Source organism: Ruania halotolerans, from assembly GCF_021049285.1.
In the GTDB taxonomy this organism is placed as follows: Bacteria; Actinomycetota; Actinomycetes; order Actinomycetales; family Beutenbergiaceae; genus Ruania; species Ruania halotolerans.
Genome location: NZ_CP088017.1, coordinates 1,936,832 through 1,949,865, shown reverse-complemented (window position 1 = coordinate 1,949,865; position 13,034 = coordinate 1,936,832). Strand labels below are relative to the sequence as shown.

Sequence of the window (13,034 nt, the reverse complement as noted above, 5' to 3'; positions counted from 1 at the left end):
TCATCCTCCAAGGATGGCACGTACCGGAGCGCTGTGAGGGGTCGGGGGGCGATCTTGGCGCTCCGGCCTCGGAACGCGCCCGGCGATCATGGCGACTTCGCGAGTGCAGCGGCGATGGAGGTCGCGAGCGTGGTGCCGATCCCGGGAACCGCTGCGATCTCGGCCGGCGTGGCCTCACGCAGCGCCCGCACGGACCCGAACTGCTTCAGCAGAGCCGCTTGGCGACTGGGGCCCAGCCCCGGGACGGCGTCGAGGGCAGAGCGGGTCATGCCCTTCGCCCGGCGCTTGCGGTGGTGGGTGATCGCGAAGCGGTGCGCCTCGTCTCGCAACCGTTGCAGCAAGAACAGGCCATCACTGGTGCGTGGGAGCACCGCGGGGTAGTCCTCCCCCGGTAACCACACTTCTTCGAGTCGTTTCGCCAAGCCCACCACAGACACGTCCGTGACACCCAGGTCCATCAACGCCTGGTGCGCGGCGGCCACTTGGGGCGCTCCGCCGTCGACCACCACGAGCTGGGGCGGGTAGGCGAACCGCCGCTTCTCCTGCACGGCAACCGGCACATCAGTGCCGGCGGTACCGGCGGTGCCGCTGATGGCCTCCCCGTCCTCGGCCGCGTCCGCCTGCTCATCCGCTGCCCCCTCGATCTCGGCGAGGTACCGGCGGAACCGCCGGGTCAGCACCTCGTTCATCGCCTCGGTGTCGTCCCTCGCCCCGGCGCCGTCCGGTCCACGGACCACGAAATGCCGGTACTCGCTCTTTCGTGGCATCCCGTCCTCGAAGACCACCATGGAACCGACCTGTTCGCGCCCAGAGGTGTGCGAGATGTCGTAACACTCGATCCGCAGAGGTGATTCGGGCAGGTCGAGATGCTCGGCGAGCTCAGCGAGCGCGGCCGACCGGGCGGTCAGGTCACCGGCGCGTCGGGTCTTGTGCAGAGCCAGCGCCTGCACGGCGTTCTGGTGGACCGTCTCGGCCAGCGCCCGCTTATCACCTCGTTGCGCCACGTGTACGTTGACGGCGGCCCCGCGGATGCCGCGCAGCCACGCCTGCACCTGGGTGAGGTTCTCCGGTAGGACGGGCACGATGACTTCCTGCGGGACGGCCGCGTCCGTCCCGACAGCTGCTGTGTCGGTATCCTCCTGGTCGATGGTCTCGGCCGCGTCCCCATAGACCTGCTCGAGGAGGCGCTCGACCAGTTCGGCGTCCGAGACATCCTCGACCCGCTCCGTGACCCAGCCGCGTTGACCACGAATCCGACCGCCCCGCACGTGGAACACCTGCACCGAAGCCTCGAGCTCATCCGCGGCCATCGCGAACACGTCGGCGTTCGTACCGTCCGGGAGCACCACGGCGTTCTTCTCCACCACGCGGCGCAGAGCCGCGAGATCATCGCGCAGGCGCGCCGCGCGTTCGAAGTCGAGTTCGGCCGAGGCCGCCTTCATCTCCCGCTCGAGACGTTTCACCGTCGAACCGGTCTCACCGGCCACAAAGGCGCAGAAGTCCTCGGCTAGGTCGCGGTGGGCGTCGACGTCGATCGTGCCCACGCACGGGGCCGAGCACTTGTCGATGTACCCGAGGAGGCAGGGGCGGCCGGATTGCTGGGCCCGCCGGTAGACACCCTTCGAGCAAGACCTGATCGGGAACACCCGCAGCAGCAGGTCCACAGTCTCCCTAATCGCCCACGCGTGCGAGTACGGCCCGAAGTAGCGCGTGCCCTTGCGTTTCGCACCGCGCATCACCTGGACGCGGGGCACCTCCTCACCCATGGTTACGGCCAGGTACGGGTAGGACTTGTCATCGCGGTACTTGACGTTGAAGCGCGGGTCGTACTCCTTGATCCAGGAGTACTCCAGTGCCAGCGACTCCACCTCCGTGGCCACCACGGTCCACTCGACCGACGAGGCGGTGGTCACCATCTGCGCCGTGCGCGGGTGCAAGGCGGCCACGTTCTGGAAGTAGTTGCTCAGGCGGGCCCGCAGGTTCTTCGCCTTGCCCACGTAGATCACCCGGCCGCGCGGGTCACGGAATCGGTAGACCCCCGCCTGCGTCGGGATCTCTCCCGGTTTCGGGCGATAGGTCGACGGGTCTGCCATGCCATCCAGCCTAGTTCGCGCTAGCGTGTGCTCATGGGACCACTTCACACCTATTCAGTCACCGTGGACTGGACCGGAGCCGGCGAACGTGGCACTGAGTCCTACACCGCGTACAGCCGCGACCATGTAGTGATGATCGAGGGAAAGCCCTCCTTGCCCGGATCGGCCGATCCTGCCTTTCGGGGGGACGCGGATCGCTATTCGCCGGAGGAACTCTTCGTGGCTTCGCTCTCGCAGTGCCACATGCTCTGGTTCCTGCACCGCGCTGCCGTGGCTGGTGTGGTGGTGACCGGGTACACCGATCGGGCCACGGGGACGATGCGGGTGGAGACGGCCGGCGCCGGGCAGTTCACCGAAGTGACACTGCACCCCCGCATCACCACCGCCACGGATGTGAGCGAGGATGTCATCGTGGATCTGCACCAACAGGCGCACGATCACTGCTTCATCGCACGCTCAGTGAACTTCCCGGTACGGCACGTGCCCCTCACTACGCAGGTGGCCGAGCCGGCGTGAGCGCCAGGTCCTCCTGGGCTCGTCATTCACACCGATTTCTGCACGGAGCTGGGTCGCCACCGGCTCAGTGAGCCTGCGCTAGTGGGCACGCGCGCCCTAAGCACTCTCCCGCTTCGCCTTGGCCACCTTCGCGGAGCGTCGTGCTGAGCGCGCCTTGGGCCGGTTCAGTGGGGCCACCGATGTGACCGGCTTGAGCGCCGCCCTGGACTCGGTGCCCAGAATCTCCGCGAGGAACCGTCCCGTATGCGAGGCGGAGACCTTCGCCACGTCCTCCGGGTGACCTTGCGCCACCACGGCGCCTCCGCCCTTTCCACCTTCTGGCCCCATGTCGATGACCCAATCGGCACTCTTGATCACGTCGAGGTTGTGCTCGATCACGAGCACCGTGTTGCCCTTCTCCACAAGTCCCTGGAGAACGCCCATGAGGCGGCGGATGTCTTCGAAGTGCAGACCGGTTGTCGGCTCGTCGAGTACGTAGACGGTGCGTCCCGTGGAGCGCTTCTGCAGTTCGGAGGCCAGCTTGACCCTCTGCGCCTCCCCACCGGAGAGAGTCGGCGCGGGCTGTCCGAGCCGCACATAACCCAGGCCCACGTCCACCAATGTGTGCAGGTGCCGGGCGATCGCCGGCACTGCCGCGAAGAACTCGGCTGCCTCCGAGATCGGCATGTCGAGTACCTCGGCCACCGTCTTGCCCTTGTAGTGCACCTCCAAGGTCTCCCGGTTGTACCGCGCTCCCTGGCACACCTCGCACGGCACGTAGACGTCCGGGAGGAAGTTCATCTCGATCTTCAGCGTGCCATCACCCGAACAGGCCTCGCAGCGGCCCCCTTTGACGTTGAACGAGAACCGGCCCGGGGTATAGCCGCGCACCTTCGCCTCTGTGGTCTGCGCGAACAGCTTGCGCATGTGGTCCCACACGCCGGTGTAGGTCGCCGGATTCGAACGCGGTGTCCGCCCGATGGGGCTCTGATCCACGTGCACGACCTTGTCCAGATCGTCCAGCCCCGTCACACGCTTGTGCCGGCCGGGTACGTGCTTGGCTCCGTTCAGCTCGTTGGCTAGCACGTTGTACAGGATCCCGTTCACGAGTGTGGACTTGCCCGATCCCGACACCCCGGTGATGGCCGTGAGTGTGCCCAGCGGGAACGAGACGTCGACTCCGCGAAGATTGTTCTCGCGGGCCCCTTGCACGGTGACGTACCGGCCCTTCTCGGGCTCGCGCCGGTGGCTGGGCAGCGGGATGCTCCGCCGGCCGGAGAGGTACGCCCCAGTGAGTGAGTCCTCGGCGGCCAAGAGCCCTGCATAGTCACCGGAGTGCACGATGTGCCCGCCGTGCTCGCCCGCACCGGGTCCGATGTCGACGATCCAATCCGCGGTCCGGATCGTGTCTTCGTCGTGCTCGACCACGATCAGGGTGTTGCCCAGGTCTCGCAATCGGGAGAGCGTCTCGATCAGGCGTCGATTGTCGCGTTGGTGCAGGCCGATACTCGGCTCGTCCAGCACGTACAGCACACCGACGAGCCCGGAACCGATCTGGGTGGCGAGCCGGATCCGCTGAGCTTCACCGCCGGAGAGCGTGCCGGCCGCACGCGAGAGGGAGAGGTAATCCAGACCGACGTCGAGCAGGAAGCCCAGGCGGGAGTGAATCTCCTTCAGTACCTGTCCGGCGATCGCCGCCTCCCGCTCGCCCAGTTCAAGATCATCGAGGAAGCGCTTCGCCTCCTCGATCGAGAGGAAACACACGTCGGCGATGGACTTGCCTCCCACTGTGACCGCGAGCACCTCCGGCTTGAGCCGGGCGCCGCGGCATGCGGGGCATGGAACCTCGCGCATGTACTCCTCGTACTTATCGCGCGACCATTCGGATTCAGTTTCGGAGTGCCTCCGCTGCAGAAAGGAGATGACGCCTTCGAATCCGGTGGAGTACGAGCGTTCCCGCCCCCACCGGTTCCGGTAGCGCACATGAACCTTGTGATCCTTGCCGAAGAGCACCGCATTCTTGGCACGTGCTGGAAGCGCCCGCCACGGCACGTCCACGGAGAATCCGAGCTCCTCTCCGAGCGCCACCAGCACGCGATCGAAGTACTGCGCGTTGCCGCTTGCCCACGGCGCCACGGCTCCTTCGGCCAGGCTCAGCTCATCGTCGGGGACCACGAGCTCGGCATCTACCTCCAAACGAGTGCCCAGACCCGTGCACTCGGCACACGCACCGTAGGGGGCGTTGAAGGAGAAGGTCCGCGGCTCCATCTCCTCCAGAACCAAGGGGTGATCGTTCGGGCACGCCCGCTTCTCCGAGAACCTCCGGGTACGCTCCGGATCGTCAGCGTCGGCGTCGACGAAATCGGCGATTACCAGACCGTCGGCGAGTCCGAGGGCCGTCTCGACCGAGTCGGTCAGCCGCTGCCGGATGTTGTCACGCACGACAAGGCGGTCCACCACCACGCTGATCGTGTGTTTGAGCTTCTTCTCCAGCGCCGGCGGCTCGCTGAGCTGGACGAGTTCGCCGTCCACCAGCGCCCGGGCAAAGCCTCGGGACTGCAGATCCTTGAAAAGATCCGCATACTCCCCCTTGCGGCCGCGGACGACTGGCGCCAGTACCTGGAACCGCGTTCCCTCCGGCATCTCACGGAGCCGGTCGACAATCTGCTGTGGGGTCTGAGCGACGATCCGCTCCCCGCACGTGGGGCAATGCGGCGTTCCCGCGCGCGCGAACAACAGACGGAGATAGTCGTAGACCTCCGTGATCGTGCCCACCGTGGAACGTGGGTTCCGGTTGGTGGACTTCTGGTCGATCGACACTGCCGGGGAGAGACCCTCGATGAAGTCGACGTCCGGTTTGTCCATCTGGCCGAGGAACTGCCTGGCGTACGCCGAGAGCGACTCCACGTACCGGCGCTGACCCTCGGCGAAGATGGTGTCGAACGCGAGCGACGACTTCCCGGATCCGGACAGGCCGGTGAACACGATCAGTCGATCGCGCGGGAGGTCGATACTGACGTTCTTGAGATTGTGCTCGCGGGCGCCGCGGACAAGAAGGGTCTCACTCACGCCCGCCATGGTAAGCCGACCCACTGACATCGCACAAACGTTCGAGCATCGATGTGTCCAACGTGACGTCCTCCCCCACCCCCGGAATCGACGAGCAGCCCCGCCGACCGTGCGCGAGCATGGAGGTATGACCGAGGTGACTGCGCCGGTACCTGGCCACGTCGAGCCGGGCGGTTCCGCACTGTCTTGGCGGGCTGGGGCGCTCACCGTGCACAAAGTGAGCGTTTCCGCGCAGGACAACAACTCCTACCTGCTCACGCACACCAGCGGTGAACAACTTCTCATTGATGCCGCCGACAGCGCGGAAACTGTGCTCGCGATCCTCGCCAGTGCGCACCCCCAGGCACATCTGAGCGCGGTCCTGACCACACACGGCCACTGGGACCATCATCGTGCGCTGGCACCGGTGATCGGCGTCACGGGCGCCACCGCACTCGCCAGTGCCGCCGATGCCAGCCACCTGCCGGTCGTCGTCGGCCGCACCATCGACCACGGCGACGTGCTCACTCTGGGCGACGTAGCACTCGAGGTCATTGGACTGCGTGGACATACACCCGGCTCCCTCGCACTCGCTTACACCCCTGCCACGGGCCCAAGCTGGCTGTTCACCGGCGACAGCCTCTTCCCAGGTGGCGTCGGGAAGACGCGGTCACCGGCCGAGTTTGCCGCCCTACTGGCAGACGTGAGCGCACGCGTGTTCGACCGGTTCGACGATCACACAATCGTGCATCCCGGCCACGGGGACAGCACCACGCTCGGTGCCGAGCGCCCGTTCGTGGCCGAGTGGCGCTCACGCGGCTGGTAGCAGACGACGCTACAGTGCCGCCATGAACACCTTCGCCGTCGAGTATGCCTACGACATCACCCGCACCGCTGACATCGACGAACTGCGCCCACAACACCGCGAGTTCCTCCACGATCTCGCCGAGGAGGGAATTCTCCTCGCGTCGGGTCCGTGGCTGGACAATGCCGCGCCCGGGGCATTGCTGCTGATCAGCGCGCAGGACGATGCGGAGGTCAGGCGAATCCTCGACCGGGATCCGTTCCACCGGGCGCAGCTGATCACCCATCGCACCGTGCGCGCGTGGAACCCGGTGATCGGCGCCTTCGCTGACCGGGCTGAGTAAGGTCTCCCCGGCCGCAGCACACCGACTCGCCCGGCACCCGCGTGTCAGCGATACAGGTCGCCGATCGAGGTGTCGCGCTTAGCTTGACCACCACCGGTGCCGTCATCGGTGGCTTCCTCGCGCTCCTGCCGGCTACCGACGGTCAGCGACGCCACGGTAGTGACGACGAGTATGCCGACGATCACGAGCAACGACACCCAGGTGTTCGGTTCTGGGATGACCGTCCAGTGTTCTCCGCCGTTGATGAACGCGAGTTCATTCTCGTGGAGCGCGTGGTTGACCAGCTTGAATCCGATGAAGGCGAGGATGCCGGCAAGGCCGTAGTTGAGGTAGACGAGCCGATCGAGCAGCCCGTCGATCAGGAAGAACAGCTGGCGCAGACCAAGCAGCGAGAACGCGTTCGCTGCGAAGATCAGGAAGACCTCCTGGGTCAGTCCGAAGATCGCCGGGATCGAGTCCACGGCGAACAGCACATCGGCACTCCCGATGGCGATCATGACGATCAGCATCGGGGTGAGGTGCCAGCGGCCCTCGGTGCGAACCAGCATCTTGTCGCCGACGTAACCCTCGGTGGTCGGGAACATCCGCCGGGTCAGGCGAAGCACGCCGTTCTCCTTGAACTCCTCATCCTCCGATCCCTGCCTGAGCTGGGTGACGGCGGTGTAGACGAGGAAGGCGCCGAAGAGGTAGAAGACCCAGGAGAACTCGCTGACGATGGCCGCACCGAGGAAGATGAAGACCGTCCGCAGAACGAGTGCAATGACAATGCCGATCAGCAGGACCTTCTGCTGGTACTCCCGCGGTACCCGGAAGCTGGCCATGATCAGCACGAAGACGAACAGGTTGTCCACGGAGAGCGACTTCTCCGTGATGTAGCCGGAGAAGTACTGAAGGCCGTACTCCCCGCCCCATCCCCACAGCACGAACACGCCGAACACCAGCGCGATGAGGACATAGGCGAGCGACCACATGCCCGCTTCCTTCAGGCTCGGGGCGTGTGGTGTGCGCACGTGACCGACGAAGTCGACCGCCAGCATCACCACGATCAGACCGAGCGTGATCGCCCATGCCCAGACAGGAACATCCACGAAAATACCTCCGGTGAGAGTAGACAAAGACACCGGAGGTCTCCCCCACCCTGTGGTGGGCCAATGACGCCGAGGGGACCTTGTCCGCCTGTGATGACGACGTCACCGCTTAAGGGGTACTCCCCTCCGCGGCCAGCCTAACAGGCAGAGCGCACCGACGCGGGGTACGGCACGTGGCGAAGGCCACCCGAGCGGACGTCGATCAGGCGGTCGGCTCCGGCTCCTTCCACGCGTCGGCCTGCTTGAGCGCGGCCTCGAACTCGTTGTCGATCTCTTCGTTCGGCCTGGCCGTGGCGAGGCTCACGAGAACCGCCACCAGGGCACAGGCGACGAAGCCGGGGACGATTTCGTAGATGAGCGACTCGCCGAGTCCGGTCTGCGCCCACACGACCACCACGACGGCGCCCGTCGCCATTCCGGCAAGCGCACCCCATGCGCTCAGCCGCCGCCAGTACAGACTGAGGATGATGATCGGCCCGAAGGCCGCTCCGAAGCCGGCCCAGGCGAAGGCGACCAGGCCGAGTACGGTGCCGCCCGGGTCGAGCGCGATCACCGCAGCGACCACCGCCACCACGAGCACACCGAGCCGTCCGAGGAGCACCATCGCCTTCTCTGACGCCGTGCGCTTCAAGACCACCTTGTACAGGTCCTCCACTAGTGCGGAGGAACACACCAGCAGTTGGCTGGAGATCGTGCTCATGATCGCTGCGAGCACCGCGGCGAGGATGATTCCGGCGATGAATGGGTGGAAGAGCACGTCCGCCATCCGCAGCAGGACGGTCTCGGCCTCTTCTTCGGCGAGGTTGATTCCCTGGGTGGGCAGGTACCCGATCGCCAGCAGCGCCAGCAGTACGGCGCCGCCGGTGGACAGGACCATCCAGCTGATGCCGATCCGTCGCCCGGCCACGGCGTCCTTGGCCGAGCGCAATGCCATGAATCGCACGATGATGTGCGGCTGGCCGAAGTATCCGAGACCCCAGGCGGCGGCGGAGACGACACCCACGAACGACGCACCCGCGATCCAGGACGTCGCCGAGGCGTCCACTGCCGCGATGGCATCGAGGCTCTCACCGAAGCCGCCCATGGCGGCGATCGCCATCGCCGGCAGCACGATGAGCGCCACCATCGACATCAGACCCTGCACCACGTCCGTCCACGCGACGCCGGTGAATCCGCCGAACATGGTGTATGCGAGGGTGATACCCGCCACCAGCAACATCCCGGTGAAGTAGGACGCGCCGAACGCTCCTTGGAAGAACGTGCCAGCGGCCACCATTCCGGAGGAGACGTAGAAGGTGAAGAACACCAGGATGATCAGACCAGCCACGATACGTAGCAGGCGGGACCGGTCGCGGAGCCGGTTCTCGAAGAAGCTCGGCACGGTGATCGAGTTGTTCGAGACCTCTGTATAGCTGCGGAGCCGATGTGCGACGAACTTCCAGTTCAGCCATGCCCCGACGACGAGCCCGACGGCGATCCACGCCTGGTCAAGACCGGCGACGAAGATCGCACCGGGAAGGCCGAGCATCAGCCACCCTGACATATCGGAGGCACCAGCGCTGAGCGCAGCAACCCCCGGCCTGAGCGCGCGACCGCCGAGCATATAGTCCTCGCCGGTGGTGGTGCGCTTGTAGCCGTAGTAGCCGATCATCAGCATGCCCAGGAAGTACAGGGCGATTGCCAACCACTTGAACGTGTCGTCGTTCACGCAACTCCTCCTCCATGGAGACGGCCGGGCGCGCGTACGCACCCGGCCGTCGGACGTCGTCGTCGTGTGCCCCATCGTGCCGTGTGGGAACGGCTTTGTCTCCTGAACGAGGTGACTTCGTGGCTACCTACTTCATCGTGCCCGCGCTGACCGATCCCTGCAGTTGACGCTGGAAGAGGATGTAGGCCACGAGCACCGGGACGATCGTCACCACTGCCGCGGCGAACATCGCGCCGAAGTCGACCGCGTACCCTGCCGAGGAGATGAAGCTCGCCAGCACCTGGGCAAGCACCCAGTTGTCCCGGTCGGTGTTCAACGCGACCGGGAGCAGGAACTGGTTCCACAGGCCGAGGAAGTTGAAGATCGCCACCGACGCCATGCCGGGCCGGGCCATCGGGAGCATGACGGAGAAGAACGTGCGCCACTCCCCCGCCCCGTCAATCGCGGCCGCCTCCGCGATCTCCCCGGGGAGCCCGCGGAAGAAGGAGTAGAGGAAGAACACCGTGAACGGCAGAGCGAACGAGACATACGTGATGATCAGGCCCGGCAGGGTGCCCAGCAACCCGAGGTTCTGCAGGACGAAGAACAACGGCACGATCGCCAGGAAGACCGGGAAGGTCAGGCCCGCGAGCATCAGGTAGTAGATCGCTCGCCGGCCGGGGAACTCGAAGCGGCCGAGTACGTAGGCACACATCGAACCCAGCATCATCACCAGTACCAGCGCGGTGCCGACCACGATGATGGTGTTGATGAAGGCGTCACCGAGGCCGGAGTCCACCCACGCGTTCACGTAGTTCGTGAATCCCCACTCGGCTGGCAGGCCAAACGGCGAGGCGAAGATCTCACTGGAGGTCTTGAACGAACTCAGCAAGGTCCAGAGCATCGGCGCGATCACGAGCACGCACCAGACGATCAGTGCGGTGTGCGAGACGCCGCCGACCCAACGGTCGCCCTTGGCGGGACGAGGCTTATGGATCTGTACCTCGGGACGTGTAGTGGCAGTACTCACGAGTCTCCTCCCCGGTCCTTGCCGCCGGTGAGGCGGTTCACGGTGAACACAATGGCGGCGAATGCGAGCGTGACCAGGGCGATCACCACGCCCATCGCACTGGCGTACCCGAACTTGCCCTCGGTGAAGGCCGTGCGGAACAACTGCTGGGACATCACCAGGGTGGAGCTGTTCGGACCACCTTGCGGGTTCAGTGCCTGCATGTAGACGTAGGCGTCGAGCGCCAGAATGCCGATATAGATGTACGCCGTTTGCACGTTGTCCCGGATCAGCGGAAGCGTGATGGACCAGGACATCCGGGCGCGACCGGCCCCGTCGATCCGCGCGGCCTCGAATGTCTCAGCGGGGATCCCCTTGATCGCGGCGATGAAGAGCAGCATGTAGAAGCCGACGAAGCCCCAGACGATCACGAAGATCGAGGCTGGCATCGCCGTGGTGACATTGCCCAACCAGGCGAAGGATTCGAATTGGTCCAGACCCAGGCCGGTGAGCACACCGTTGACCAGGCCCCCGCTCGGCGCCAGGATGAGCCGCCAGACCAGGCCGATCGCGATGCCGGGAATGACGTACGGAAAGAGCGAGACAACCCGGTAGAAGCCCGCGTTCTTGACGCCTCGGATCTGCCCGCGTCCTGACCCACCGATCGTGATGAGGATCGCGAAGATCAAAGCGATGGAGAGCGTCACGAAAGGCACCACGATGCCGAGGACCGCGCTGTTGCCTACGGCGTTCACGAATCGTGGATCCTGCGCCAGGTTGACGAAGTTCGCGAACCCGATGAATTCCTGCTCCGGTGAGAATCCGGTCCAGTTCGTCAGTGAGTAGTACCCCGCCTGGATGAACGGAGAGATCACGAACACAAGGAACAGCGCCAGCGGGAGGAAGAGAAAGACTACGAAGAAGCTGATCCGGTCGAAGGTCCACTTCGTACGCCGCCCCCGGCGGGGCCCGTTGCCGGGCCCCGCCAGTGCTCCCTCAGAGGGAGGTACGCCGCGTCCAGGCGCTGAGGCGACCCCGCTCACGAGACCTCGATCTTGTCGATCGTGTCGTCCTCCCGGATGCGATCGGTGATCGTCTGCAGCTCGCTGGTCAGATCGGCCACCGACTTGCCGCCGTCAAGGAACGAGTTCCAGATCGGCAACTGATCGGGGTTCATCCCGTACGTGTTCACGAAGTTGAACGTGAAGATGGCACCATCGGCTGCAGCGAGCAGGTCCGTCTGGGAGACGAGCGCCGTGGAGCCGAAACCGTCGGCGGGCACCGTGTCCTTGACGATCGTCGGAGCCAGCTTCGTCTCAGCAAAGTTTGCCGCCGCCTCGGCGGAAAGCATGGTCCGAAGCAATTCCTTGCCTGCAGCGACATTTCCGTCCGAGGGCACCATGAACGGCTCACCCGCGGTGGAGTGCAGGGCATCTGCTCCCAACGCTGGACTGTCGGTCAGGCTCATGGAGGAGATGCCCTTCATCTCGAAGCCCTCCGCCGTCTGGTCCCTCATCTCGTTCTCGATCCAGGAACCGGAGGGGTACAGCAGCGCTTCCTGGTTGTTCGACCACTGAGCCTGAGCCTGAGTGAACTGGGTGCCCGAACCGCCCGGCATGAAGTAGCCGGCGTCGATGATCTCCTTCATCACTTCGAACACACCCTGGATGGACTCGTTGGACCAGCAGTCCGGCTCGAGGTTCTCCAGGGCGAGGCGCACCTCGTCTCCACCTTCCTTGATGGCGGACTCGACGGCGAGGGTCTGGTAGTACGTCGCGGCCTCGGTGCCCCAGCAGAACAGGTACAGGCCCTGTTCCTGCGCGGCAGCGCCGAGTTCCTTGGCCTCTTCCCACGTCGTGGGCGGCGTCCAGCCATTCTCCTCGAACAGGCTGGAGGAGTACCACACGCCGTAGACGGTCAGCACGTAGTTGATCGCTGCCAACTTGTCCTCGTAGGTGCTCGGCGCCAGGACTCCCTCGAACAGGGTGTCCCGGATGGTGGTGCCTTCCAGGTTCGGCGCATCGACCACGTCCGTGAGGTCCTCAAGCTGGTCCAGGATCGTGTTGAAGCCGATCGACCCTGCGCCGGAGTTGTCCACCAGGTCGGGCGGGTTCCCGCCCACGAACCGCGGCTGCAGTTCGGTGGCGATCTGCGTGGAGGGAGAGACCTCCACGGAGGAGCCCTCGTGGTTCTCGGCGAGGATGTCAGCCGCGAACTCGACGTAGTCGACGCCGTAGCCGCCGTCGAAGATCACGGCGTCAACGGTGGTGTTCTCGGCCATACCGAACGGGTTCTCGGCGTTCACCTCGCCGCCGGGCTCTTCGCCGCCATCAGTCTCTTCACCGCCACCACCGCCGGTGGCGCAGGAAGCGAGGGTGACGCCGAGCGGAACGCTCGCCGCGGTGTAGAGGGCGCCGCGCAGGACGGACCTCCGGTTCGGTGCTTGGGTGAGGGTGTTGTTCATGT

10 protein-coding genes are annotated in these 13,034 nt (G+C 65.4%); 3 read left to right on the top strand and 7 right to left on the bottom strand.

Annotated elements, in window-relative coordinates:
• Nucleotides 1-86: 86 nt before the first annotated feature.
• Nucleotides 87-2,093, bottom strand: a complete 2,007-nt coding sequence (gene uvrC, locus LQF10_RS08565; protein WP_231067052.1) for an excinuclease ABC subunit UvrC — start codon at nt 2,091-2,093, stop codon at nt 87-89.
• A gap of 33 nt (nt 2,094-2,126) precedes the next feature.
• Between uvrC and LQF10_RS08560 the strand changes: the two genes are divergently transcribed.
• Nucleotides 2,127-2,609, top strand: coding sequence for an OsmC family protein (locus LQF10_RS08560; protein ID WP_231067051.1), 483 nt, complete (start codon nt 2,127-2,129; stop codon nt 2,607-2,609).
• Nucleotides 2,610-2,705: 96 nt separating this feature from the next.
• Here the strand turns inward: LQF10_RS08560 and uvrA are convergent, their stop codons facing one another.
• Nucleotides 2,706-5,657: an excinuclease ABC subunit UvrA gene (gene uvrA / locus LQF10_RS08555; protein WP_231067050.1), complete on the bottom strand. Its 2,952-nt coding sequence runs from the start codon at nt 5,655-5,657 to the stop codon at nt 2,706-2,708.
• Between the two features lie 127 nt (nt 5,658-5,784).
• On the opposite strand from uvrA, the gene LQF10_RS08550 reads away from it, so the two are divergent.
• On the top strand, nt 5,785-6,462 hold the full coding sequence (locus tag LQF10_RS08550) for an MBL fold metallo-hydrolase (RefSeq protein ID WP_231067049.1): 678 nt from the start codon (nt 5,785-5,787) through the stop codon (nt 6,460-6,462).
• A gap of 22 nt (nt 6,463-6,484) precedes the next feature.
• On the top strand, nt 6,485-6,784 hold the full coding sequence (locus LQF10_RS08545) for a YciI family protein (protein WP_231067048.1): 300 nt from the start codon (nt 6,485-6,487) through the stop codon (nt 6,782-6,784).
• Nucleotides 6,785-6,828: 44 nt separating this feature from the next.
• On the opposite strand, the gene LQF10_RS08540 is transcribed toward LQF10_RS08545, so the two are convergent.
• The 5 genes from LQF10_RS08540 to ngcE form a co-directional block, all read right to left on the bottom strand.
• Nucleotides 6,829-7,872 carry a TerC family protein gene (locus LQF10_RS08540; protein WP_231067285.1) on the bottom strand — a complete coding sequence of 348 codons (1,044 nt, stop codon included), beginning with the start codon at nt 7,870-7,872 and terminating at the stop codon, nt 6,829-6,831.
• A 202-nt stretch (nt 7,873-8,074) separates the two neighbouring features.
• Entirely contained in the window at nt 8,075-9,580 is a 1,506-nt protein-coding gene (putP, locus tag LQF10_RS08535) for a sodium/proline symporter PutP (protein ID WP_231067047.1), read from the bottom strand.
• A gap of 127 nt (nt 9,581-9,707) precedes the next feature.
• Nucleotides 9,708-10,589, bottom strand: coding sequence for a carbohydrate ABC transporter permease (locus tag LQF10_RS08530; protein WP_231067046.1), 882 nt, complete (start codon nt 10,587-10,589; stop codon nt 9,708-9,710).
• The gene (locus LQF10_RS08525; protein ID WP_435531446.1) at nt 10,586-11,557 is read right to left on the bottom strand and encodes a carbohydrate ABC transporter permease; all 972 of its coding nucleotides are present in this window, start codon (nt 11,555-11,557) and stop codon (nt 10,586-10,588) included. Before LQF10_RS08525 ends, LQF10_RS08530 begins: the two co-directional genes overlap by 4 nt.
• Before the next feature lie 50 nt (nt 11,558-11,607).
• The gene (gene ngcE, locus LQF10_RS08520) at nt 11,608-13,032 is read right to left on the bottom strand and encodes an N-acetylglucosamine/diacetylchitobiose ABC transporter substrate-binding protein (RefSeq protein WP_231067044.1); all 1,425 of its coding nucleotides are present in this window, start codon (nt 13,030-13,032) and stop codon (nt 11,608-11,610) included.
• Nucleotides 13,033-13,034 lie beyond the last annotated feature (2 nt).